Raw genomic sequence first — 23,777 nt, 5'->3', positions numbered from 1 at the left:
CCCGTCGAAATGAGGACGGCCGACGGGCGGCGGCCGGGCCGGGGACGGTTCCCCGGGCCCGGCCGCCGCGGTGCCGGTGCGGGTCAGGTGTCGCGGCCGGGGCGCCGCTCCGGGGAGGTCTCCTCGTCGCGGGTCAGGGCCTCCGGCTCCCGCCACTCCTCCGAGCGGGTCGGGCGGCCGGTGCGGGTCTGGGCCCGCATCTCCTTCTTGAGCTGGTCGTCCTTCTTGGGGCTGTGCTTGTCGCTCTGCCGCTGCATGACCGTGGCGTTCCTTCCTCCGGTGCCGGTGGGGGGTCTCCGGTGTCGGGGGCTCAGGGGTGGTCGGGCCGCTGGCCGGGCGGGACGCCGCCGCCGCGGCCACCGCCCTTGGTGCCCTTGTCGGTGCCGTGGGCGCGCTCCGGGCCGCCGGGCCCCACCTCGCGGTCGAGGTCCGCCTTGGCGACGGCGGAGTCCTGGCTGGTGGCGCCCTTGCCGCTGCGCCGCAGGGCACTCTGCTGGGGGTTCTTGGTCATCGGGCCTCCCCTGTCGAGTGATCGCTTGCCTGTCGAATGATCGCTTGGCCGGTACGCCTGTCCGGGCGGGGGCGGCGGAAACCTCCCGTCCGCTCCCGTCCAGCGTAGGCACCGCACCGCGCCCCGGCGCGGTGGCGGAGAGCTTGCGCGCCTCTTCCGTTACCGGCCGGGAAGCAAGCTGGAACGGCGGCTTCCTTTTTCCTGCGGGGGCGGCGACCGGCGCTGGCCGAGAGGGGTGACGGGAGGAGCGCGCCAACGCATTCCCGTATCCCCCGTAAGGGTATTGCCCGGCGAATTCCGCTTCCCGCGAGGCCCTTTGCCGAGACGTCTCCACCCGAGCGATTGGCATCGTCCCCATTCCGGCGGCATTTCACTTTCCGCGGCCGTGCTGACGTCCGCCACCCGGCGATCGGCCGTTCTGCGCACGGCTTCGACCAAACCCCTACGCCACCCGGATTTCTCCCTCACCCACCGCTCCGGAATTTCCCCAGTCTTGTGCGCCAGGCATTCTCGGCGCCACCCCGCGCCGGTAGCCTGACCCGCGAGCCACTCACCGCACGGTTTGACTACGGGGGAACGTGCATGACGAGCCAGAACATCCAATGGCTGTTCCTTGATCTCGCCCTGATCTTCGTCCTGGCCCGCGCGCTGGGCGCCGTCGCCGCGCGGGTGGGTCAGCCGCCCGTCGTCGGCGAGATCCTCGCCGGGGTGCTCCTCGGGCCGAGCCTGCTGGGGGCGGCCCCGGCCGGCCGGCTCTTTCCCACCGACGTACGGCCGTTCCTGTCGGCGCTCGCCAACATCGGCGTCGCGCTGTTCATGTTCACCGTCGGGCTGGAGCTGGAGCACCGGGCCCTGCGCGGCCGCACCCGCGTCACCGCCGGTGCCGCGCTCGGCTCGACGCTGGTGCCCTTCGCCCTGGGACTGGGGCTCGCCTTCTACCTGCTGCGGGGGCACCCCCACGACCAGCGGACCGCGTTCGTGGTGTTCGTGGGACTCTCGGTGTCGGTGACGGCCTTCCCGGTCCTGGCGCGGATCCTCACCGACCGCGGGCTGGCCCGTACGGACACCGGGGGGCTCGCCCTGGCGACGGCGGCCGTCGTGGACGTCGTCGCCTGGTCGGCGCTGGCAGCCGTGCAGGCGGCCGTCGGCGGCCCGGGCGGGCAGGGGCACTGGCGGGCGGCGCTCCTGCTGCCGTTCATCGCGGCCCTGGTGCTGCTGCGGCCGGTGCTGCGCCGGGCGCTCGGCCCCGCCGGGCCGGACGGCGCGCTGACCTCCCGCGCCTTCGCCGTCGCCGTGACCGGCGCGCTCCTGTCGTCCGCGGCGACCGAGGCCATGGGCATGCACTACATCTTCGGGGCGTTCCTGTTCGGCGCCGCGCTCCCCCGGGAGGGCAGCGACCGCATACGGGAGGAACTGGCGGGCCGCACCGAGCAGTTGACCGCCCTCCTGCTGCCGGTCTACTTCGTGGTGGCCGGCCTCAAGGTCGACCTGCGGGGCGTGGGGGCGCAGGGGATCGTCGAACTCCTGGCCATACTGGCCGTGGCGATAGGCGGCAAGTTCTGCGGCACCTACGTCGGAGCCCGGTCGCAGGGCCTGGCCGGCGGCCCGTCGGCGACCCTGGCCGCCCTGATGAACACCCGGGGCCTGACCGAGCTCGTCATCCTCGGCGTGGGCATGGAACTGGGGCTGCTCGACGGGCCGTTGTACTCGCTGATGGTCGTCATGGCCCTGGTGACCACGGCCATGACCGGCCCGCTGCTGTCGCTCATCGACCGGCGTGACCGCAGGCGCCCGGGGCCGCCCGCGCAGCGGGCGTCCGGCGAGGCGGCGGCCGGGCGCCCGCTGTCCGGCCGGGCCGCCGACGCCTAGGCCGCCCGCACACGCGGCCGGGAACACCGCCCACGCCGAGAACACACGCCGAGACCGCCCCGGACGCGGACGCCGAGGACCGCCGCCTAGCGCGGCAGGCCGGCGGGCGGCGGGGCCGCGCGGGCCCCGGGAGCGTCCGGGGCCCGCGCGCCCGTACCGGCGGCGGCCGGCGGCCCCTCGGGGTCGCCGACGACGACCGAGGCGTGCCGGTACGCGGCACCGCCGACGGCCGGGTGCACCAGGACCGGCGCGGCGCTCAGGGCGCCGGGGGTGAGGCCGGTGACGGCCTTGAACTCACGGATGAGGTGCGACTGGTCGTAGTAGCCGCAGTGCGCGGCGAGGACGGCGTGCGGCAGCCCGGCCGGGGCCCGGACCAGCGTCTCCAGGGTGCGGCGGAAGCGCGTCATGGAGGCCACGTCCCTGGGCGCCACGCCCACGTGGCGCTGGAACGCCTGCTGGAGCCGGCGCCTGCTCCAGCCGGTCTCCCGGGCGAGGTCGGCGATGCGGGTGCCGTCGCCGTCGTGCAGCAGCCGCTCCCACGCCCAGGCCAGCGGGGCGGGCACCCGGCCCGCGTACGACACGTCGAGCCCCAGGAACACCTCGTCGAGGAGGGCGAACCGCGCGTCCCAGGAGGCGGCGTGGGCGAGCCGCTCGGGGATGTCGCGCATCCGTCGGCCGAGCACGTCCCGGGCGTCCGGGAGCACGTCGGCGAACTCCCAGAGCCGCGGCCCGAGGAGCCGGTTGGCGCCGTCGAGCGTCAGCATCACCTGGGCGCCCTCCCACGGGCCGGGCGGGACGAACCGGAGCGCGCTGGTCCGGGCGGCGTAGACGGCGGTGGGCGATCCCGGCGGGTCGTACCGCCGGCCGGTCTCCCCGATGCTCAGGTAGATGGCGGGCAGCGCCATCGGGGTCTCCAGCCACGCCAGCCGCCGCGCCGGGTCGATGGTGAAGGCCCGGTACTCGACCACCGTGTCGCGGAGGGCGGGGTGGGGCCGCCGCGAGGCGACCAGGATCCTCCCCCACGGCTGCGCGTACCGCCGTGTGCTCAGCGCCATCCCCCCAGACCTCGTGGACGACGCGCGCCCCGGGAGTGCGCATCCGTCCAATACCGCCGCGCCGCTCCCGCCCCATGCTGGGGGCGGGCCGGCGTCGTACCCGATCGGGTACGGGCGGGGGACGGACCACGGGGGTGCCCGTCTCCCTTCCGCCGCACGGTACGCCGTCGGCTGCCGCCGGACCAGAGGGGGGCGCGGTGGCGGCGGGGAGAACCGGCCGTCCGCCACCGCCCGCCGGGCCGCTCAGCCCTTCCAGAAGCCCTTCTTGCGGTAACCGGCCGTCCAGAAGGCCCGGTTGAGCATCCGCACCGGGGCGGGCATGCCGGCCAGGAACCGGTCCCGGTCCTCGTCCGGCGCGCCGTCGCAGACCCAGGGGACGTAGACGGCCGCGCCGCGCGGCCCTTGGGCACGGGCCATGCCGCCGCGGAAGGCGTCCCAGTCCTTGGCCGTCAGCACCTCCTGGATCAGGGGCAGGGCGCTCTTCTCCTCGTGCTCCATATGGTCGCGGAGGACGGTGGACAGGGCGCCGACCAGCTCGGCGAGCCCGTCCGCGCGGCCGCGGGCGAGCGCGTCGTCCACCGCGTCGAGCCGCGGGTCCAGTTCGGCGTGCTCGGCCTCCATCTCGGCCATCAGGGCGAGGTCCTTGGGACGTCCGGTCACCGCGCGTTTCACGCGGGGCCACAGTTCGGCGTCCTCGACGGTGTGGTGGAGATGGAGCTGTTTCTTGAAGTTCTCCCAGCCCGCGCGCACGCCGGCGGAGCCGGCCCGCCCCTCTTCCACGGCCGTGACGAGCCGGTCGAGGTCGCGCCGGAACGCGTCGTGCGTCGCGTACATGTTGGTGAAGTCCAGCGGCGTCTTCCGCTCAGCTGCCATGGTGTGGTGTGCCTTTCGTCGCGCGTTCTTCTTCGGAATGCCGGAGGGGGACGTCATGAGGAGCCTCGAGGGCTTGGGGAGTCACAAGGAGGAGGCCCCGCGCGCGGCCGGATGTGACACGGCCGCACAGGGTTGTGACACATGCCACATTTCCCGGAAGCGCGCGGATCGGTGTCACATCCGGGGCGGCGGACGGCATCCCAGTCGGTGAACGCGTCACACGGGAGGTCCGCGCATGTCCGACAGGCCGACGTCCGGGGCCTCCGGCTTCGGCGCCCCGGCGGACGACGAGACCACGGAGGTCTTCGTCGGCTACCGGGAGCTGCTGTTCTCGATCGTCTACAACATGCTCGGCAGCGTCTCCGACACCGAGGACGTGCTCCAGGAGACCTGGCTGGCGTGGGAGCGGCGGAGCCGCCGGCGGGGCGCCGAGCCGATCGACAACCCCCGCGCGTACCTGGTGCGCATCGCGGTGAACCAGGCGCTGGCCCGGCAGGCGACGCTCACCAACCGCCGGGAGACGTACGTCGGCTCGTGGCTGCCGGAACCGCTGCTCACCCACGCGCCGGAGTCGACGGAGACCGTGGACGCCGCCGACCGGGCGCTGCGGGCCGAGTCCGTGTCCATGGCGCTGCTGGTGATCCTGGAGACGCTCAGCCCGCTGGAGCGGGCCGTGTTCGTGCTGCACGAGGTGTTCGGGTACGCCCACACCGAGATCGCGGCCATCCTGGACCGCTCGCCGTCGGCCGTCCGGCAGCTGGCGCACCGGGCGCGGGAGCACGTGCACGCCCGGCGGCCCCGCTTCCAGGCCGATCCGCAGGTGCAGCGGCAGGTCACCGAGCGGTTCCTGGCGGCGGCGCTCGGCGAGGACCTGTCGGACCTGATGGAGATCCTGGCGCCGGACGTCACCATGTGGACGGACGGCGGGGGCAAGGTGCGGGCCGCGGGGCTGCGGCCGGTCACCGGGCGGGACAAGGTCGTCCGGCTCCTCGCCGGTTACGCCGGCCGCCGCCCCGGCGAACTGGACGTCCGCTACCGGGCGGTCAACGGCGACCCGGCGGCCGTGGTGTTCTCCGAGGACTCCCCGTACGTCGTCCTCGTCCTCGACCTCAACACCCGGGGCGACCAGGTGCGCGGCATCTACGCCGTCACCAACCCCGACAAGCTGACCCGGATCCCACGCGCCGAGGACGGCGACGGGCCGGAGCAGGGGGCGGAGGCCGGCCGCCCCGACTGACCCGCCGGGTCAGCGCCGCGCGGACGCGGGACGCAGCTCGACGAAGTCGAAGCAGCCGAGCCGCTTCAGCACGGCGCGGACGGGGGCCGGGATCCCGGTCTGGACCCGGTCCACGTACAGCCGGGGCGCGGTGAGGCGCACCCGGTGGCCGCGGGTGACCAGTTCGCAGCCCCCGGCGGCGACCACGTTCCTGACCCAGTCCGAACGCGGCCCGTACGGCAGGGAGATGACGTACGCGTTCCCGGCGCGGAAGACCTTGACCGGAGTGGCGTAGGGGCGCCCCGACCTCCGGCCCCGGTGCAGGACGGTGCCGAAGCCGGGCAGCCGGGTGAGGACGGGGGCGACCACGCGGTTGGCGACGGCGCGGTTGAACCGGGCGAGCCGCCGCCGGGCGGTGGGGGCGGACGTCGTGGGGGCCATGGGCGGCTCCTTTTCCGTGGAGGTTCGCGGTGTGCCGGGGGCGCCGGTCATCCGTCGAAGATCGGGTGCAGGCCCGCGGCCTCCTCCTCCAGCGCGCCCAGCGTGCCGCGGAAGAAGACGAGGGGTTCCTGGTTCTCGCGGGGCACGCCCAGTTGGACGACCCGGCCGAGGAAGATGGCGTGGTCCCCGCCGTCGAAGGTGTCGGCCAGCTCGCAGGAGAGGAAGGCCAGGGCCTCGCTGAGCACGGGCACCCCGGTGACGGAGGGGTGGCTGGTCACGCTCCGCATCGCGCCGGCGTCGCGGGCGGCGAAGGAGCGGGCCAGCGATTCCTGCTGTCCGGCGAGGAAGTTGACGACGTACGCCCCGCTCTCCTCGACCACGGGCCGCAGCCGCGACCGCTTGTGCAGGCAGAACAGCACGAGCGGCGGGTCGAGGGAGACGGAGGTGAAGGAGTTGACGGTGGTGCCGCCGGCGGTGCCGTCCCGGCCGCTGGTGATCACGGTGACGCCGGTGACGAAGAGGCCGCAGACGGTCCGCAGCATCCGCGCGTCGACCGGTCGGGTGCGGGGGACGGCCGGGTCCTCCGGGGGTGACATGGGAACTCCTCACAGGCGGAAGGGTCAGAGGGCGTCGTCGGCGAGCGGCGCGCCCTCGGGCGCGTAGGCGACGATCCCGTGCACGGCGGCGAGCTGGCGCATGTTGGCCCACTGCGGCGGCGGGTAGGAGGCCACGAGGTCCCGCAGGTCCTCGAAGAACGCCTCGATGCCCCCGGGCGTCGCGGTGCACAGCATCCGGCCCGTGTCCGCGCCGGTGTTGCGGAAGGCGTGCGCCACCCCGCGGGGGCCGAACACCACGGTCCCGGCCGGCGCCCGGTGCACCCGGTCGCCGACCGTGATCTCGAACGTCCCCTCCGTGACGTGGAAGCACTCGTCCATGCGGTGGTGCAGGTGGTACACCGAGCCCTGCCCGGGCGGTACGGAGACCTCGTAGTACGAGTAGAGGCCCCCGGTGTCCCGGGCGCCCAGCAGGATCCGCGCGGACTCCTCGCCGCCCCAGGTGATGGGCTCCACGTCCGCCTTGCGGACGACTTTCTCCCGTGGCGCCCCCGCGTCCGGCCGCTCCGTCATGACGGTCCCCTTTCAGGCGATTCCCTGCGCGAACGTGAAGACCCGGTACGGGTCGTGGCCCTGCTTGATCCGTGTGAGCCGCGGCAGGTTCTCCGCGTAGTAGGACCGCCGCCAGTCCCGCAGCGCGGGATCGACGAAGTTCTGGTACGTCTCCCGCGCGGAGTGCGGGTCGAGGACGGCGAAACCGGCGTCGGCCCACCGCCGCATGCCGTCCTCCCGCTCCCGGGAGACGGGCCCCTGGCGCGCGAACGCCTGGACGTTGGCGGTGAACCGGCTGTCGCGGTGGACGAACGCGGTGTCCCCCCGGCCCAGGTCCCCCACCGCCCCGCCGAGCGGCAGCACCTGGAGCTGGTGGCTCTCCCCGGCCGTCCGCCCGGTGTCGAACAGGGCCAGCAGCCGGGCCCAGCCGTCGCGCGGCATCGGGTCGCGGAACAGCCGGCTGCGCTCCACCGCGTAAGCCGTCCTGGGCAGCCTCCCCTGGGGCGACGTGCCGGTCCGGTGGCACTCCTCGACGGGCCCGGCGGCGCAGCCGTAGACGCCCAGCATGAGGTCCCGGTACGGCAGCGTGGCGAGGTCGCGAGAGGCGGGCGCGCCGGTGAGCGACGCCAACCGGTCGGCCTCGGCCGCCAGTTGCGCGGGGCCTCCGGTCGACACCAGGATGATCCAGGGGACGGGCGGGGTGCCGGGCGCCGCGTCGGCGAGCCCGACGACCGCGGCGCCGCCGATGGCGCGGGGCGCGTCGGCGAGCCAGCGCGCGTACCCGTCGAGCATGTCGAGCGCGTTCCCGTACGCGTAGCCGAGCCGGGCCGTGGACACCTGGGACAGGGCGGCCGGCCGGAGGGTGAACGAGGTGACGACGCCGAAGTTGCCGCCCCCGCCGCCGCGCAGGGCCCAGTACAGGTCGGGGTGTTCGGTCGCCGAGGCCGTGACCGTCCGCCCGTCGGCGAGGACGACGTCGGCCGACTCCAGGGCGTCGCAGGCCATGCCGAACCGCGGGGTGAGGAAGCCGAGGCCGCCGCCCTGGAGGAAGCCGCCGGCCGCCACGGTCGGGCAGGCGCCGCCGACGACCGCGAGTCCGTGCGGGGCCAGCGCGGTGAGGACGTCGACGTTCTGCGCGCCGGCCCCCACGGTGACGGTGCGGCCGTCGAGGGCGATCCGGTTCAGCCGGGACACGTCGAGGACGAGTCCCGTGGTCGTGGAGTAGCCGCCGGCGCTGTGCCCGCCGCTGCGTACGGCGAGCGGCAGCCGGTGGTCCCGGACGAACGCGAGGCACAGCGCCGCGTCCTCGGGCCCGGCGCAGTAGGCGACGGCGCGCGGGGCGACGCCGTCGAACTGCGCGAGGTCCAGTTGCCGGGCCGTGGCGTAGCCGGGGTCGCCGGGGAGGACGAGGTCGCCGCGCAGATGGCGGCGGAGGCGCTCCCAGGGGGTGCCGTCGCGGGCGCCCGCGCGGGCGGCGGGCAGCGCGAGGGCCGCGGGGACGGCGGTCGCGGCGCCCAGCACCGCTCTTCGGCCGATCATCGGGTCGAATCCTCTCGGTCGGGCCGTCGGTCAGTTGTGGACGACCGCGCTCTGCGGGCCGGGGGTCTCCTCCTCGTCCACGGGCAGGCCGTGGGCGCTGCCGGCGGGCGCGGGTCCCCCCTTGAGCAGGAGGCAGGTCAGGGAGCCGAGGAACAGGACGCCGGCCGAGACCCACAGGGTGGGGTGCAGGGCGTCGACGAAGCCGTGGCCGAAGACCTTGGCGGAGAGCTCGCCGATGCGGTGGGCGACGTCGTCGGGCACGCCGGACGGCACCTGGGCGGTCTGCTCGGTACCGATGTTCAGACCCTGTTCGCCGGCCTTGGCGAAGCCCTTCACGAAGCCCTCGCGGTACTGCTCGGGCAGCGCGTCGGCCTGCCGGGCGGCCTGGTCGCGGAGGGCGGTGACGAGCTGGGCCTGGAGGACGGCGCCGACGACGGTCGCCGCCAGGGCCGAACCGACCTGCCGCAGCGCGTTGTTGACGCCGGACGCGGCGCCCGTGAGGTGGACCGGGACGTTGCGGACGACCTCGGAGCCCATGGGCGCGAAGGTGCAGCCCGCGCCGAGCCCGGCGAGGAACTGGGCGCCGGCGATGGGCCCCCAGCCGCCGTCCGGGTCGGCGGCGAGCAGGATCCAGGTGACCCCGGCGCCGAACATGGCCAGCCCCGCCGTGAGGACGTACTTCCCGCCGAACTTCTCCGACAGGATGCCGGCCGGACCGGCGGTGACCATGGAGCCGAGGGCCAGCGGGATGATGACGAGGCCGGTCCTCTGGGCGCTGTAGCCGAGGACGGACTGGAGGTAGATGGTGGTGGGCAGCAGGATCGCGATGACGCCGAACGAGACGGCGACGCCGATGAAGTTGACGACGGAGAAGTTGCGGTCGCGGAAGAGGGAGAACGGCAGCAGCGGCTCGGCGTCCTGGCGCCCCCGCTCGTAGCCGAGGAAGACCAGCAGGAGGACGGCGGAGGCGGCGAGCAGGCTCCAGATCCAGCCGTTCCAGTCGTAGCGTTCGCCCTCGGTGAGGCCGTAGGTCAGCCCGAACAGGGCGGCGGAGGCGAGGACGACGCCCGGCAGGTCGAAGCGGTGCCGCACCACGCGTCCGGCCTTCGGCATCACCGAGGCGCCCATGAGCAGGACGAACAGGCCGATGGGCAGGTTGATGTAGAAGACCCAGCGCCAGTCGAGATGGGTGACCATCACCCCGCCGAGCCCCGGCCCGGCGGCGCCGGAGACGCCGGCGACCGTGCCCCAGATGCCGAGCGCCTTGCCGCGCTTCTCCCGGGGGAAGACCTCGGCGATGATCGACAGGGTCTGCGGGATGAGCAGCGCCGCGCCCGCGCCCTGGACCGCGCGGAAGGCGATGAGCTGCGCCGCGTCCTGGGACAGGCCGCAGGCGAGGCTGGCGGCGGTGAACAGGGCCACGCCGGCGAGGAACAGGTTCCCCTTGCCGCGCAGGTCGCCCAGGCGCCCCGCCGTGATGATCAGCGTCGCGAGCACCAGCGTGTAGGCGTTGAGGATCCACAGCATCACGTCGAGGGACGTGTCCAGGTCATCGGTGATGTCCGGGATCGCGACGTTGACGATGGTGAGGTCGAGCAGGGTCATGAAGAACCCGAGGCACAGGACCGTCAGGATCGCCCACGGATTGCCTTTCCACTTCCGGAACACAAGCCTTCCCCTTCAACATGAGATGTGGTTGTTCGATCCCAGGAGTGGTGAGGCGGTCACGGGTGTGACATCCCGGACGGGGCGGAGCGGGAGTGCCCGTCAGAACCGGCCGCCGCCCGCCCCGATCACCTGTCCGGTCACCCAGCGGGCCGCGTCGGACGCCAGGAACCCGACGACGTCCGCGATGTCGGCGGGCTCCCCCAGCCGTCCCAGCGGGGTCCGCGCCACGTTCTCCGCCGCCACGTCGGCGGGCAGCGGGGCGCCGGTGTCCCGGGTCAGCCCGGGCAGGACGCAGTTGGCCGTGATCCCCCGCCGGCCCAGCTCCTCGGCCAGCACCAGCGTCATGGCCTCGCACGCCGCCTTGCTGGCGGCGTAGACGCCCGCGCCCGGGCGGTGGGTGCGGGTGATGCCGGTGGAGACGACGACGATCCGGCCGCCGTCCCGCAGCCGGTTGGCCGCCTCCCGCAAGCCCAGGAACGTCGCCCGGGTGTTGACGGTGAAGTGCAGCTCGAAGTCCTCGTCGGTGGCCCGGGCCAGCGGGCCGAAGCGGCTGACGCCGACGTTGCCGACGAAGACGTCGAGGCCGCCGAAGTGCCGTTCGGCGGCCTCGAACAGCGCGCGGATCCCCGCCGCGTCGGTGGCGTCCGCCCGGACCGCGACGGCCCGGCCCCCGGTGCGCTCGATGCCGTCCACGACCCGCGCGGCGGCCTCCTCGTCGGCGCGGTAGTTGACGATGACGCCGGCGCCGTCGGCGGCCAGCCGTTCGGCCACCGCCCGGCCGATGCCGCGCGAGCTTCCGGTGACCAGCGCCGCTCTCTGGACTGCCATGTCCCATCTCCTCCGTTGACTCCGCCGACCCCGCCGAATCTGTTGTCGTGTGCGGGAGTTGACGACGGTAGCCAGCGGACGGGCCGGGGCACAGCCGTCGCGTCAGGCCACGCAGATCCCTTCGACGGCGACCTTGGCGTAGATGTGCGGGGAGGCGGTGATTCCGTCCGGGTACGCGGCCCGCGCCCGCTGGAACTCCGGCCGTGAGAAGGCCGCGTGGAGCGCCTCGGTCGACTCCCAGACGGCGACGTTCAGCCACAGCCGGCTGCCGCCGGTGCCCCGGTGCAGCTGGGTCGAGATGAACCCGGGCTGGGCCTTCATGAAGCCGGCGTCCTCGCGCCACGTCCGTTCGAACCGCTCCGCGTGCTCCTCCGGCACGACGAAGGTGTTGACCAGCGTGATCGGACCGGTCCGTTCCTTGAGCTGGACGGGGAAGGGGGTGGTGGGGTCCTGGTCCTGAAGTCGCACGGTGTTCTTCCTTCCGGTCGAAAGGGGTCAGAGGGGCCGGGGCGCGAGGTCGTCCGGGGTCAGTTCCACGACGGGCAGCCGGTGCCGCACCCGCTTCTGGAACTCCGCGATGAAGGGGAAGACGGCGACGAAGCGGTCCCACATCCGGTCCCGTTCCTCCCCCTCCAGGATCCGCGCGGTCACCGCCACCCGCTCCGGCCCGATGTCGGCCGTCGCCCGGGGGTCGGACCGCAGGTTGAGGTACCAGGCCGGCTGACTGGCCCGGGGGCCGCCGGGGACGTCGAAGTGGCCGGGCGCGGCGCAGACGTAGTAGCGGCCGCGGTCGTAGACGTAGCCCACCGGGTTGGTGCGGGAGAGGCCCGTCCGGCGGCCGGTGGTCGTGATCAGCATGGCGTCGAGACGGCCGAAGCGGCCGAGGATCCGGCCCTGGGACCGCCGGTAGAGGTGGATGTTGAGGTTCAGGAACGCCCGGTTGATCCGTTTCGCCGTCTTCGACGGCGGCTTGGAGTAGAGGTAGACGTTCAGCCGGGTGAACGACCGGACGAGGACGTTGGCGCCCTCCATCCGCGCCGTGCCGCGCGACCAGGGCGCGAGCTTCTCCGACGTGTTCTCGGGCATGGGGCTGCTTCCTCTCCGCCGCACTACAGCGGCTTCCTGCCCTTGAGCAGGGAGCGTGCGGCGCCGGCGGCCAACGAGCGGCTGACGTCGCGCAGTTCGGTGTCGGTGCAGGTGCGGGCGGCCCAGTGGACGAAGCGGGCCACCGTCGCCGTGCTCGGGTAGACGAAGCGGGTGGACTCGTCGTCCTTGAAGCCGAAGACCGGGTTGAGGCTCTCGCTGCCGTCGAGCGCGGCGAAGACGGCGTCGGCGGCCTCGTCACCGGTCATGGTCCCGGACTCGTACTTCTCGCAGACCTCGGCGGTGAGTTCGAGGACGTTCTTGAACTCCGGCTCGGGCCACCACAGTCCGGGGTGGTCGACCGTCTCCAGGCGGGTCAGGTGCCGCTCGTCGCCGTCGGCCTCGTAGCGTGCCCGGGCGTCGTACAGCCGCATCGCGCCCGGGGTGAGCCAGCCGGCCCACACCCGGAAGACCGCGTTCCAGAGGCGGAAGTGCTCGAAGGCGATGAAGGAGCTGTTGACCAGCTCGTCGTTGCGCCGCAGCAGCCCGCGCTCCAGTTCCTCGACGTAGCCGAAGCGCTCCTCCGACCAGTCGTCGTCGCGGAGGGCGGCGACGATGCGGGTGCACAGCGAGTAGACGACCTCGAAGGTGTTGGACAGGCCGCGGGAGAACAGCGGGTCGATGAAACCGGCCGCGTGCGACATCAGGCACCAGCGGTGGCCGATCGACCGCTTCGACGAGTACTGCAGCCGCTCGGTCGACACCCACTCGCGCACCCGCCGGGCGCCCGCGAACTGCCGCCGGACGGCCGGGTAGCGCTCCAGGAAGGAGTCGAACTCCTCCTCCGGCGTCAGGTCCCGGGGCTTGGGGTAGCGGCGGGGGTCGATGGTGAGTCCCACGCTGCACAGCGGATTGGTGGACCCCTTGACGTTGTCGAACGGAATGATCCAGAACCAGCCGCGTTCGATCATGTGGTGCAGCGTGCCGGCGTGCCAGGACGCCGGCGGGCGCAGGCTGCGCGGGTGGTGCGAGACCTCGTCGAACGGCTTGACGCCGACGTAGTGGGTGAACAGGGACCGCGAGTGGTGCTTGAAGCGGCAGGGGTCCTCCCGGAGATCGAACTTCTCCGCGAGGGGCGAGCGGAAGCCGCTGGCGTCGATCAGGTACCGGGCGCGGAACACCTCGCCGTTCTGGCCGGTGACGGTGACCCCGTCGTCGTCGAAGTCCAGGTCGCGGGCGCGCCAGTTCTGCCGGGTGACGCAGCCGTAGCGGGCGGCGATGTTGAAGAAGTGCTGGTCGGTGTCCTGCCGGTAGAGGTGGCTGGCCTGGGTGAGGATCCGGGGGATGACGAACATCGTCGCCTCCTCCGGGTCCGGCTCCGCGCCCGGCTCGTGCCGGATGAAGCCGAAGCTCTGCTTGCGGCCGTGCCGCGGGCCGAGGTTCCGGTGCACGGCCCGGGTGTCCAGCAGATGGCCGATCTCGGGGACGTCGAAGCGGGACTTGAGGATGTGCAGCCACTCGACCAGCTGCGGCGTCATCGACTCGCCGATGGCGAACCGGGGGTGCTGGGCCGCGTCGACCAGCACCACCTCGGCGCCCTGGCGGGCGAGGATCGCCGCGCTGACCGTGCCGGCGAGGCCCGATCCGAGGATCAGGACGTCGCACGGGCGCGGCGGGCCGGAGGGTGCCGGCCGGCCGGGTTCCTTGAGCTTGCTGGGCATGGGCCCGCCTCTCTCGTCGACTTGGCTGTTCCGTTCCTTGGCGGTGGGGCCGGGGGCCTCGGCCGGGCCGCGGGCCGCCGCCGTGGTCCTCGCCGCCGCCGGACCGCGGGCCGCCGCCGCGCTCCCGGCCCCGCCGAACCACCGCTCCAGCGCCGGCCGCGGATCCGCCGTCCGGTCCCCCGCCCAGGCCACGTGGCCGTCCGGGCGCAGCAGTACGGTCTCCGCGCCGACGGGGGTCCGCCCGGTGACGAGCCCCACCCGGTCGCCCGCCAGGTCCGCGAGCCCGTCCGCGCGGCGTGGGTCGCCGGAGAGGTCGAGGAGGACGCCCCGGGCGCGCCGCAGCAGGTCCGCGGCCTCCGGGGTGCCGGTGGCGCGCGTCAGGTCGGCGGGGGTGAGCCGGGTCCCGGTGAGCGGGTGGCCGTCGTCGGGGCCGTACCGGACGTCGAGGCCGCCGGCGCGGGCGGCCAGCCGGTCGCGGACGGCGCGGTGGCCGAGGAGTTCGCCGAGGATCTCGCGGACGGCGTCCACCTCGGGGCCGCCGAGGAGCAGCAGCGCCTGGGCGGCGATGTGGTCGAGCGCCGTACGGCCCACGGGGTGGCGCTCGTCGTGGTAGGTGTCCAGGAGCCCGGCGGGGGCGCGCCCGCACGCGGCGGCGGCCAGCTTCCAGCCCAGGTTGGCGGCGTCCTGGAGGCCGAGGTTGAGGGCCTGTCCGCCGACCGGGAGCTGCCGGTGGGCGGCGTCGCCGGCCAGCAGGATCCGGCCGCGCCGGTAGTGGTCGGCCTGGAGGGAGGCGTCGCCGAAGGCGTTCACCCAGAGCGGGGTGCCGGCCGTGACGTCCTCGCCGGTCACCCGCCGCCAGGCGGCGGCCACTTCGGCGAACTCGGGGGCGCCGGGCCGGGCGGCGGGCGCGCGGCCGTGTTCGTGGACCATGATCCGGGTGACGCCGTCGCGAGTGGCGGCGACGGCGAGTCCGCCGGGCAGCCGCTCGAAGCGGCGGTCGGGGACGGTGACGCCGGTGAGGTCGCAGCGCAGCAGCTCGCGCCCGGCCTCGGAACCGGTGAAGCGGAAGCCGGCCAGGGCGGCGACGGTGCTCCGCTCGCCGTCGCAGCCGACGGCGTACGCGGCGGCGCACCGGACGGTCCGCCCGCCGGCCACCGCCTCGACCTCGACCCGGTCCCCGGTCTCGCGCAGCCCGCGCACGTCGTGGCCGCGCCGAACGTCGGCGCCGAGGGCGGCGGCCCGTTCGGCGAGCAGGGCCTCCAGGCGCGTCTGCGGGACCTTCCACTGGCCGGCGTACGGCGAGGGCTGGCCGCTCAGGTCGAGCGGCAGCCCCGCGTAGTGGCCGGCGGACTGGCGCGACGGCGCGCCCAGGGAGGCCGACAGGCCGCGCTGGTCGAGGAGTTCCATGGTGCGGGCGTGCAGGGTGGAGGCCCGGGACTCCCCGGTCGGCGCGGGCAGCCGTTCCAGGACGGTGACGCGGGCGCCGCCCAGGCGCAGTTCGACGGCGAGCGCCAGGCCGACCGGCCCGGCGCCCACGACGACGACATCGGTGGCATGGCGTACGGGCTCGGTCACGTCACCGCCGGCCTTCCGCGTACTCCTTGGCGCGGCCCAGGGTGGCCCTGCTGTTGGCGCTCAGGGCCTCCCGGACGTACGCGGCGGCCTCGGGGACACCGGCGTCCTCCCCCAGGACGCGCGTGATGTTCTCCGTCGCGAGGACGACGGTGTGCCGCGAGGTGGCGAGGGTGCCGTCCGCGTCCCGCTCCAGCCGCCACCGGCCGGTGTGCAGGCTCATCAGGGCGGGCAGCGTGGTCTGCTTGTAGACGATGAGGTGGTGCGGGAAGCAGACCCGCACCGACTCGGTGGTGTGCGTGGTGCCGTCCGGGGCGCGGGTGTCCATGCGGAGCCGCTGGAGTCCGGGGGTGTCCTCGGCCACGGTGGCGGCGGCGACGTGCGGGAGGCGTTCGGCCCACCGGTCGGCGCGGTCGAGGAACTCGTAGACGTCCTTGGCCTCGCCGTCGATCCGGACGGTGTCCTCGAAGTCCAGGACGCGTCCGTCCGGCGTTCCGGCGGCGGACTCGGCGTGGTCCTTGAGGGCCGCCAGTTCGGCGCGGCTGTTGCGGTCGACGGCCGCCTCGATCCAGGCGAGGCCGTCCGGGTCGCCGTCCGCGGCCCGGTAGTGGTGGCGCAGGGTGACGCGGGTGGTGGCGGGTGACAGCGGGTCGGCCAGCCAGGTGCCGCCCATGGCCGCCACGGGCGGCGCCGGCACTTCCTGGCGGAACTCGATCCGCCGCCGTACGGGATCGAGCAGGCGCAGCGAGGTCCAGGTCTTGGCCGTGCCGTTGGCGGTGGCCCAGATGCGGATCCGCTCCGACGCGCCGACGCGTTCGGTCCGTTCGGCGTGCACGGTGGGCGGGAACAGCAGCGGCCAGTTCTCCACGTCCGCCAGCAGCGCGTAGACGTCGGCGGCGGGTGCCGCCACGGTGATGCCGTGCTCCGCCTCGCGGGTCTCCGGCTCCGTCATCGGTGTCTCCTTCCGGGAGGGGCCGGGCGGGCTCAGAAGTTGCCGAGGCCGCCGCAGACGTTGAGGGCCTGTGCGGTGATGGAGGCGGCGGTGTCGGAGGCCAGGTAGTCGACGAGGCCGGCGACCTCCTCGGGGGTGGAGTAGCGGCCGAGCGGGATCTTGGCCGTGAACCGCTCCAGGACGGCGTCCTCGGTGGTGCCGTACGCCGCCGCGTAGCCCTGCCGGACGCGCTGGGCCATGGGGGTCTCGACGTAGCCGGGGCAGACGGCGTTGACGGTGACGCCGGTGGGCGCGAGTTCGTTGCCGAGGGCCTTGGTGAAGCCGACGACCCCGTGCTTGGACGCCGAGTAGGGCGCGCCGAGCACCACGCCCTGCTTGCCGGCCGTGGAGGCGATGTTGACGATCCGGCCCCAGCCGCGCTCCCGCATCCCGGAGCGGTTCAGCACCTCGCGGGTGACGCGGAAGACGCCGGTGAGGTTGGTGTCGACGACGTCCTGCCAGAGGTCGTCGGGGATCTCGGCGGTGACGCCGCCGCCACTGCGGCCGGCGTTGTTGACGAGGACGTCCACCGTCCCGTACCGGTCGACGGCGGCCCCGACCCAGGCCCGGACCGCGTCGGCCGAGCGGACGTCGCACGCGGTGCCGTCGACGTCCAGGCCCTCGGCCCGCAGCTTCTCCGCCGTGGTGCGCACGGCGTCCGCCGAGCGGGCGCAGACGAACACGCGGTGGTCCCGCGCCGCCAGTCGCCGGGCCACCGCCAGGCCGATGCCGGAGGTGGCGCCGGTGACGAGGGCGACGCGCCTGTTCTGTGCCATGGTGCTCCTCGAAGGGTCGTCGGAAGGGCGCTCACGACCGGGCCGGGTGCGCCTCGGTGATCCGCCGGTTGACGGTGGCGAGCAGCTCGCCGAGGGTCGTGGTGTCGTTGAGGCACTCCTCGTCGAGGGCGACCTCGTAGGTGCGCTCGATGCGCCCGCCGGCCTCCAGCCGGGCGAGCGAGTCGTAGCCGAGCTGCTCGAAGGTGAGGGCGCGGATGTCACCGGCGAGGCCGGTGCCCTCCTGTTCGCCGGCCGCCTCGCGCAGGATGCGTTTCAGGTCGTTCAGGGTGAACCGGGCGTGCTCGTGCGTGGTCATGCGTTCCTCCGTTGCGTCCGCGGTGCTGTGTCGCGGCCGTCCGCTACGCCCCCGCGCGCCGGACGACCAGGGCGGAGTTGAAGCCACCGTGTCCCCGGGCGAGGACGAGCGCCGTCCCCGGCCGCGCGGGCCGCGGCGCGCCGACGACGAGGTCGAGGCCGTACCCGGGCAGCGGGGTGACGTTGACGGTGGGCGGGACGACGCCGTCCGCGAGCGCGAGCAGCGCGGTGACGACGTCGAGGGGGGCGGCGCCGGACAGCAGCCGCCCGGTCATGGTCTTGGGCGCGGTGACCGGTACGCCGCCGGGGCCGAACACGGCCGCGAGGGCGTCCGCCTCGATCCGGTCGAGCTCCGGCACGGCCGCCGCGTCGGCGAACACGAGGTCGATGTCGGCGGGGGCGAGGCCCGCGTCGTCCAGGGCCAGTTCGATGGCGCGGCGCAGGCCGGGTGGGCGGCCGGTGCCGGGTCTCGGGTCGAAGGTGGCGGCGTACCCGGCGATCTCGCCGTAGGTCCGGGCGCCGCGGTCGCGGGCGGAGTCGGCGTCCTCCAGGACGAGGAGGGCCCCGCCCTCGCCGGGCACGTGTCCGGCCGCGGCGGCGTCGAAGGGCAGGTAGGCGCGGTCCGGGTCGGTGGCGGTGGACAGCCGGCCGCCGGCCATCTGGGCGACCAGCCCCCAGGAGCAGATGGACCCGTCGACGCCGCCGGAGACCACCAGCGGGGTGCCGCCGCGGATCAGCCGCCGGGCCTGGGCGAGCGCGTCGAGCCCGCCGGCCTGGTCGGAGACGACGACCCCGCACGGGCCGCGCATGCCGTTGCGGATGGAGATCTGGCCGGTGTTGACGGCGTAGAACCAGGCGAACGACTGGTAGGCGCTGACGTACTGGCCGCCCTTGCTCCACAGGTTGCGCAGTTCGCGTTCGCCGAACTCGAAGCCGCCGGAGGAGCCGGCCGTCACCACGCCCATGGCGAAGGGGTCCCACGCGGTGGGGTCGACGCGGGCGTCGGCGAGCGCCTGGTCGGCGGCGACGAGCGCCAGCCGGGTCATGTGGTCGGTCTGCGGGAGGAGGCGGCTCGGCAGGTGCTCCTCGGGGCGGAAGTCCGGTACCTCGCCGGCGAGCGTGACCGGATAGCGCGAGGTGTCGAACTTGCGGATCGGGCGGATGCCGCCGGCGCCGGCCCGCGTCGCCCGCCAATAGGCCGCCGTGCCCAGCCCGTTGGGGGCGGCGACGGCGACCCCGGTGACGACGGTGGCGGCGGTCATGCGGCGCTCCGCAGGACCATGGCGCTCTGGAAGCCGCCGAAGCCGCTGCCGACGGTGAGCACGGTGTCGGTCGGGTGCTCGCGCGCCTGCAGGGGGACGTAGTCGAGGTCGCACTCGGGGTCGGGCTCGTGGAGGTTGGCGGTGGGCGGGACGACGTCGTGCGCGATGGCGAGGACGGACGCGGCGATCTCCAGGGAGCCGATCGCCCCGAGCGAGTGGCCGATCATCGACTTCACCGAGCTGACCGGCGTCCGGTACGCGTGCGCGCCGAGGCTGCGTTTGAACGCGGCCGTCTCGTGGCGGTCGTTCTGGCGGGTGCCGGAGCCGTGCGCGTTGACGTAGTCGACGGTCTCCGGGGCGATCCGCGCCTCGTCGAGCGCCCGGGTGATGGCCTCGGCCATCTCCCGGCCGTCGGCGCGGAGTCCGGTCATGTGGTAGGCGTTGCTGCGGGTGGCGAAGCCCGCGATCTCGGCGTGCGGGGCGGCGCCCCGGCGCCGCGCCCGTTCGTACTCCTCGACGACGAAGATCGCCGCGCCCTCGCCGAGCACGAAGCCGTCGCGGGTGCGGTCGAACGGCCGGGAGGCGTGCTCCGGGTCGTCGTTGCGGGCGGTGGTGGCGCGGATGGCGTCGAAGCAGGCGACGGTGATCGGCGAGATGGGCGCGGCGGCGGCCCCGGCGACCATGACGTCGGCGGCGCCCTCCCGGATCAGGCCGGTCGCGTACCCCACCGAGTCGAGCCCCGACGTGCAGCCGGTGGAGACGACCGTCGTCGGGCCCTCGGCCCCCACCGACCACGCCACCTCGGCGGCGAAGGAGCTGGGGACGAAGTAGTCGTAGAGGTGGGGGACGGCGTAGGTGTGGTCGACGGCCTCCAGCCGGCCGCCGTCGCTGACGACGCGGTACTCGCGGTCGAGCGCCATGGTGGCGCCGACGCCGCTGCCGATGGTCACGCCGGTGCGGTGCGGGTCCGCCTCGCCGGGGGCCAGCCCGGCGTCGGCCAGGGCCTCGGCCGCGGCGACGACCGCGAACTGCGCGGCCCGGTCCATCCGGCGGACGTCCTGGGGGCCGAGCCCGTGCTCCTCGGGGCGGAAGTCGACCTCGGCCGCCACCCGGGAGCGGAACCCGGCCGGGTCGAAGAGGGTGATGCCCCGGGTGGCGGTGCGGCCGGCGCTGAGCAGGCTCCAGTACTCCTTGGTGCCGACCGCGCCGGGCGCCACCACCCCGATCCCGGTGATGACGGCGCGGCGCCCCCCGCGGGTGCCGCTCACCGACCGCTCCCCTGCGTGCCGTCCCAGTGGTAGAAGCGGGTGGCCATGGCGTCGGCGGGCGAGCGCCAGGTGTCCGGGTCGTAGGCCGTGACGTACGGCTTGAGGTCCTCGCTGACCTTGACGAAGAGCGGGTGTTCGCGCGCCCGCTCGACGGCCGCGCCGCCGTGGTCGGCGTCGAAGTCCTGGAGGTGGAAGTAGAGCCCCCGGTAGTGGAAGAGCTCGCGGCGCCGGGTGCCCATGGCGTCCGGCAGCTCGGTCTCGTCGAACTCACGGAAGATCCGGGACACTTCGCCGAATGATGCCGGGTCCATCCGGGCCACGATGAGGGTGCTGTGCATGGTGCCTCCGTTGTCGGAAGGGTCTGCCGTGCGGGTGGTGCGGTTCAGCGGGCGGCCCGGCCGAACCAGCGCCGTAGGGCGGCGGGCAGGGCGACGGGCGGGCCGCCGCCGGGCGCGGCCCAGGCGACGTGGCCGTCGGGCCGGACGAGCAGGGCGGCGGTCCCGTCGAGCGGGCCGCCGGGCGCCTCGCGCGGGGCGGCGGTGACGACGCGGACCCGGTCCGCCCAGGGCCGGGCCGCGTCCCGGACGTCCGGGTCGGCGGCGAGGTCGAGGAGGACCCCGCGGCCGGTGCGGAGCTGGGCGAAGGTGGTGGTGGGGCCGTCCTCGCCGACGAGGTCCGCCGGCGGCAGGCGTCGGCCGAGGAGCGGGTGGCCGCCGTCGGGGAAGGTGCCGTAGCGGATGTCGAGCCCGCTGACCCGGCCCGCCAAGTGGCGGCCCGCTTCGGGGAGTTCCATCAGCTCGGCGAAGACCGCGCGCAGCGGCAGCGTCTCCTCCCCGCCGAGGTACAGCAGCCCCTGGGCCCGGGTGTTGGCCAGCAGCCGGGCGCCGACGGGGTGCCGCTCGGCGTGGTAGGTGTCGAGCAGGCCGGGCGGTGCCCAGCCGTGGACGGTCGCGGCGAGCTTCCAGCCGAGGTTGGCGGCGTCCTGGACGCCGACGCTGAGCCCCTGGCCGCCGGCCGGCAGGTGGGTGTGGGCGGCGTCGCCGGCCAGCAGCACCGAGTCCTTGCGGTACGCGACGGCCTGGTGGGTGGCGTCGCCGAAGGAGCTGACCCAGTGCGCGGTGCCGCCGCCGATGTCCTCGCCGGTCAGCCTCCGCCAGGCGGCGGCGACCTCGTCGAAGGTGACGGGCCGGTCGCGCCGCCGGGGCGGGGTGCCGCGTTCGCAGACGATGACGCGGTCGACGCCGTCGGTGAGCGGGGCGGACATCACCATGCCGCCGGGCAGCCGTTCGCCGATGGGCCGCGGCCGGATGCCCCCGCCGGCGGCGCCGGCCACGTCGGCGAGGAACATCTCCCGGGTGGCGGCGGTGCCGGGGAAGGCGATCCCGGCCGCGCCCCGCACGAAGCTGTGCCCGCCGTCGCAGCCGACGAGGAACCGGCAGCGCAGCCGGCGGCGCCCGGCGGGCGTCTCGGCCTCGACCTCGGCGCCGTCGGGCCCGTTGACCAGCCCGACGGCCTTCCAGCCGCGCCGGATCTCCGCGCCGAGCTCCGTGGCCCGGTCGGCGAGGACGGCCTCGGTGCGCGCCTGGGGGATCCCGCGGGCGCCGAAGTGGCCGCCGTCGAGGACACCGTAGTCGAGCGGTATGCCGCCGAAGTGCCCGCGGGTGTCGGTCCGTACGGTGCCGAAGCGTGGCAACAGGCCGCGCATGTCGAAGAGTTCGGTCGCGCGGGCGGTGAAGCCGAGCCCCCGGGACTGCCCGGAGGGCCGGTCGAGTGCGTCGAGGACGAGGACGTCGACGCCGCCGAGGCGCAGTTCGGCGGCCAGGAACAGCCCGGTGGGGCCGGCTCCGACGACGATCACCGGAACATCCATGCTGTCTCCTCGCCCCGGGCGCGGCACGGCGGACGGACCCGGCCGCGGCAGGGGAGTTGGCGAACGGAAGGGCGGGGCGGAGGCGCGCCGGTGCGCGGCGGTCGGCCCTGCGGAAGAGAGGGAGAGGGGGCGCACGGGAGGAGAGGTCTCCCGCGCCCCGGAAGCGGACACAGTTCTGCCGCTGCCCGTTAGCGTGACAGTGCGGCCGAGCCGGTGTCAAACGCCGCAGCTCAGCCGGGAATTACCGGCGGCGGTGGTGCGCGATTCCGTTCCCGGGCGGCGGAACGGCCTCGGTTATTCCGGCTTCCCGGACCCTCGCGGTGCCCGTCCGGCAGGCGTCGGTCGGAATCCCCTTTCCCGCCCGAATACATGTAGACAACACCCTCGGGGGCTTGTAGGGTCCGACCCTGCATCGCACGGAACGCGCCCCCGTCCACCCCAGGGACGGAATGGGGGAATCGTTCCGCCCGGTCACCCGGGCGCGATGCCACGGGGGCCAGAAACGGGGGTTCCAGATTTCATGATCGGAAATCTGGCACGGCACGTCGTACGCTCATTACCTTTCCCGACCGGGTTTTTCCGGAACGCGGGACCCACCGGCCGGCGAACCGGCGGAACCGGAATCCGCCATGGCCGTTCCGGGGGCGATCCGGACGCGGTCCCGGGCCCGTTCACCGATGCCGCCACCCCTTCGCTCCAGGGGTCCCACCCACCCCACCCCTGGACACGGCGCTCCCGGTGCGCGCTTCCGCGCCGGCACCCCACCACGAGCCTCGGGAGAAGGAAATGAGTTCACCGGAATCGAGTTCCGCGGGATCGCGTCCGTCAGGGCCGCGCCCCGCGAGCCCCCGCCCCGCGGAGTGCAGCACGGGCCGCCACACCGGCCTCCGGCGCCGCCGCCCCGGCGCGCCGGACCCCGGACCCCGGCCGTGCGCCGCGTGCGGCAGCGCGGTGCGGTCCTGCCTCGGCGAACTGCCGGACATCTACGCCGACTGCGAGGCCGCCCTGCTGCCCCGCCGGCACGGGCCGCTCAGGCCGGTCGGCGGCGCCCGGCGCCACTCCGGGCCGCCGCTCGACGAGGGCGCGATGGCGACCCGGTCGCGCATCCTGGGCACCCTGTCCTCCTGGGCGGCGCTGGTGGCGGACGAGCGGGGCGTGGGCGCGCCGCGCCGACGCCCGGCCGAACTCGCCGCGTTCCTCCTCGGCCACCTGGACTGGCTGCTGTGCCACCCCGCGGCCGGGGACTTCGTCGAGGAACTGCTGGACGCCGCCGAGACCGCCCGGCGCGCGGCCTACGTCAAGCCGTCCCTGGTCACGAACCTCGGCAGCTGCGTCCACCCGGGCTGCGCGCGACCGCTCTCCCCGGCCCCGCTGACCGGCGCGAAGGACGTGGGGCAGGTGCGGTGCGCCGCGGGGCACACCTGGCTGCCGCACCAGTGGCTGGCGCTGATGCGGAACCTCCGGCGGGAACAGGGCCTCGGCCGTTCCGCCGAGGGCGCCGCGTGAGCCCCGCCGCCGGCGGGGAGGCCGACGGGGAAACCCGGCTCGTCACCACCGAACTCGCGGCCCTCGCCGCCGGGGTGTCCCCCGCGACCATTCGCAAATGGTCGAGCCGGGGAAAGATCACGCGGTACGGAAGCACCCGCCGCGCTCTCTACGACCTCACCGAAATCATGAATGCCGCGGCGGTCGGGCCCACTCCTTTCCCCGCCGACGGAACCTAACCCTTCCGGATTCCTCCGCGATTCCTCCACGCTTTCACGACCGTCCCCCGCCCTTCCACCGGAACCGCTCCGGCCGAGGCCGAGCGAAA

General features: G+C 74.6%; 24 protein-coding genes. 4 read left to right on the top strand and 20 right to left on the bottom strand.

Going from position 1 to position 23,777, the window contains the following annotated elements:
- Positions 1-83: 83 nt before the first annotated feature.
- Positions 84-257 carry a hypothetical protein gene (locus tag J7W19_RS30935; protein ID WP_004941049.1) on the bottom strand — a complete coding sequence of 58 codons (174 nt, stop codon included), beginning with the start codon at positions 255-257 and terminating at the stop codon, positions 84-86.
- Between the two features lie 53 nt (positions 258-310).
- Positions 311-511, bottom strand: a complete 201-nt coding sequence (locus J7W19_RS30930; protein WP_004941046.1) for a hypothetical protein — start codon at positions 509-511, stop codon at positions 311-313.
- A gap of 582 nt (positions 512-1,093) precedes the next feature.
- Here J7W19_RS30930 and J7W19_RS30925 point away from each other — a divergent pair.
- Positions 1,094-2,380 carry a cation:proton antiporter gene (locus J7W19_RS30925; protein ID WP_004941044.1) on the top strand — a complete coding sequence of 429 codons (1,287 nt, stop codon included), beginning with the start codon at positions 1,094-1,096 and terminating at the stop codon, positions 2,378-2,380.
- An 86-nt stretch (positions 2,381-2,466) separates the two neighbouring features.
- On the opposite strand, the gene J7W19_RS30920 is transcribed toward J7W19_RS30925, so the two are convergent.
- Together J7W19_RS30920 and J7W19_RS30915 are read right to left on the bottom strand one after the other, a co-directional pair.
- Positions 2,467-3,435 (bottom strand): helix-turn-helix domain-containing protein, encoded by a 969-nt coding sequence (locus J7W19_RS30920; RefSeq protein WP_004941042.1) that lies wholly within the window; start codon positions 3,433-3,435, stop codon positions 2,467-2,469.
- 243 nt (positions 3,436-3,678) lie between these two features.
- The gene (locus tag J7W19_RS30915; RefSeq protein ID WP_004941039.1) at positions 3,679-4,308 is read right to left on the bottom strand and encodes a hemerythrin domain-containing protein; all 630 of its coding nucleotides are present in this window, start codon (positions 4,306-4,308) and stop codon (positions 3,679-3,681) included.
- Positions 4,309-4,543: 235 nt separating this feature from the next.
- On the opposite strand from J7W19_RS30915, the gene sigJ reads away from it, so the two are divergent.
- Complete coding sequence (sigJ, locus tag J7W19_RS30910; protein ID WP_004941037.1) at positions 4,544-5,545, top strand: RNA polymerase sigma factor SigJ; 1,002 nt, start codon at positions 4,544-4,546, stop codon at positions 5,543-5,545.
- A 9-nt stretch (positions 5,546-5,554) separates the two neighbouring features.
- Here sigJ and J7W19_RS30905 read toward each other — a convergent pair whose 3' ends face one another.
- The 16 genes from J7W19_RS30905 to J7W19_RS30825 all read right to left on the bottom strand — a co-directional run bounded on the left by J7W19_RS30905 (position 5,555) and on the right by J7W19_RS30825 (position 21,964).
- Positions 5,555-5,965 (bottom strand): nitroreductase family deazaflavin-dependent oxidoreductase, encoded by a 411-nt coding sequence (locus tag J7W19_RS30905; RefSeq protein WP_004941033.1) that lies wholly within the window; start codon positions 5,963-5,965, stop codon positions 5,555-5,557.
- Positions 5,966-6,012: 47 nt separating this feature from the next.
- A complete protein-coding gene (locus J7W19_RS30900; RefSeq protein WP_004941030.1) occupies positions 6,013-6,561 on the bottom strand; it encodes a flavin reductase family protein in 549 nt (182 codons plus the stop codon).
- 24 nt (positions 6,562-6,585) lie between these two features.
- Positions 6,586-7,092, bottom strand: coding sequence for a cupin domain-containing protein (locus tag J7W19_RS30895; protein WP_004941028.1), 507 nt, complete (start codon positions 7,090-7,092; stop codon positions 6,586-6,588).
- A gap of 12 nt (positions 7,093-7,104) precedes the next feature.
- A complete protein-coding gene (locus J7W19_RS30890) occupies positions 7,105-8,610 on the bottom strand; it encodes an FAD-binding oxidoreductase (protein ID WP_004941026.1) in 1,506 nt (501 codons plus the stop codon).
- A 30-nt stretch (positions 8,611-8,640) separates the two neighbouring features.
- Positions 8,641-10,278, bottom strand: coding sequence for an MFS transporter (locus J7W19_RS30885; protein WP_004941023.1), 1,638 nt, complete (start codon positions 10,276-10,278; stop codon positions 8,641-8,643).
- 99 nt (positions 10,279-10,377) lie between these two features.
- Positions 10,378-11,106 carry an SDR family oxidoreductase gene (locus J7W19_RS30880; protein ID WP_004941019.1) on the bottom strand — a complete coding sequence of 243 codons (729 nt, stop codon included), beginning with the start codon at positions 11,104-11,106 and terminating at the stop codon, positions 10,378-10,380.
- 102 nt (positions 11,107-11,208) lie between these two features.
- Positions 11,209-11,574, bottom strand: a complete 366-nt coding sequence (locus J7W19_RS30875; protein WP_004941015.1) for an antibiotic biosynthesis monooxygenase family protein — start codon at positions 11,572-11,574, stop codon at positions 11,209-11,211.
- A gap of 27 nt (positions 11,575-11,601) precedes the next feature.
- Complete coding sequence (locus J7W19_RS30870) at positions 11,602-12,192, bottom strand: nitroreductase/quinone reductase family protein (RefSeq protein ID WP_004941012.1); 591 nt, start codon at positions 12,190-12,192, stop codon at positions 11,602-11,604.
- Between the two features lie 23 nt (positions 12,193-12,215).
- Positions 12,216-15,485 carry an FAD-dependent oxidoreductase gene (locus tag J7W19_RS33290; protein WP_004941009.1) on the bottom strand — a complete coding sequence of 1,090 codons (3,270 nt, stop codon included), beginning with the start codon at positions 15,483-15,485 and terminating at the stop codon, positions 12,216-12,218.
- A gap of 1 nt (position 15,486) precedes the next feature.
- Positions 15,487-16,434 carry an aromatase/cyclase gene (locus J7W19_RS30855; protein ID WP_004941006.1) on the bottom strand — a complete coding sequence of 316 codons (948 nt, stop codon included), beginning with the start codon at positions 16,432-16,434 and terminating at the stop codon, positions 15,487-15,489.
- A 32-nt stretch (positions 16,435-16,466) separates the two neighbouring features.
- Entirely contained in the window at positions 16,467-17,249 is a 783-nt protein-coding gene (fabG, locus tag J7W19_RS30850) for a 3-oxoacyl-ACP reductase FabG (RefSeq protein WP_210455416.1), read from the bottom strand.
- Positions 17,250-17,280: 31 nt separating this feature from the next.
- Positions 17,281-17,565: an acyl carrier protein gene (locus J7W19_RS30845; protein WP_004948211.1), complete on the bottom strand. Its 285-nt coding sequence runs from the start codon at positions 17,563-17,565 to the stop codon at positions 17,281-17,283.
- Between the two features lie 43 nt (positions 17,566-17,608).
- Positions 17,609-18,826 (bottom strand): ketosynthase chain-length factor, encoded by a 1,218-nt coding sequence (locus J7W19_RS30840; RefSeq protein WP_004948214.1) that lies wholly within the window; start codon positions 18,824-18,826, stop codon positions 17,609-17,611.
- The gene (locus J7W19_RS30835; RefSeq protein ID WP_004948216.1) at positions 18,823-20,094 is read right to left on the bottom strand and encodes a beta-ketoacyl-[acyl-carrier-protein] synthase family protein; all 1,272 of its coding nucleotides are present in this window, start codon (positions 20,092-20,094) and stop codon (positions 18,823-18,825) included. The genes J7W19_RS30840 and J7W19_RS30835 overlap by 4 nt, the downstream gene beginning before the upstream one ends.
- Positions 20,091-20,432: a TcmI family type II polyketide cyclase gene (locus tag J7W19_RS30830; protein ID WP_004948219.1), complete on the bottom strand. Its 342-nt coding sequence runs from the start codon at positions 20,430-20,432 to the stop codon at positions 20,091-20,093. Before J7W19_RS30830 ends, J7W19_RS30835 begins: the two co-directional genes overlap by 4 nt.
- Positions 20,433-20,476: 44 nt before the next feature.
- Entirely contained in the window at positions 20,477-21,964 is a 1,488-nt protein-coding gene (locus tag J7W19_RS30825; protein WP_004948222.1) for an FAD-dependent monooxygenase, read from the bottom strand.
- 951 nt (positions 21,965-22,915) lie between these two features.
- On the opposite strand from J7W19_RS30825, the gene J7W19_RS30820 reads away from it, so the two are divergent.
- Complete coding sequence (locus J7W19_RS30820) at positions 22,916-23,470, top strand: hypothetical protein (protein ID WP_004948224.1); 555 nt, start codon at positions 22,916-22,918, stop codon at positions 23,468-23,470.
- Positions 23,467-23,688: a MerR family transcriptional regulator gene (locus tag J7W19_RS30815; RefSeq protein ID WP_004948227.1), complete on the top strand. Its 222-nt coding sequence runs from the start codon at positions 23,467-23,469 to the stop codon at positions 23,686-23,688. The genes J7W19_RS30820 and J7W19_RS30815 overlap by 4 nt, the downstream gene beginning before the upstream one ends.
- The last annotated feature ends 89 nt before the right edge of the window (positions 23,689-23,777 follow it).

The organism is Streptomyces mobaraensis NBRC 13819 = DSM 40847 (assembly GCF_017916255.1).
In the GTDB taxonomy this organism is placed as follows: domain Bacteria; phylum Actinomycetota; class Actinomycetes; order Streptomycetales; family Streptomycetaceae; genus Streptomyces; species Streptomyces mobaraensis.
The sequence above is the reverse complement of the archived record's forward strand: the minus strand, read 5'-3'. Positions and strand labels throughout refer to the sequence as shown.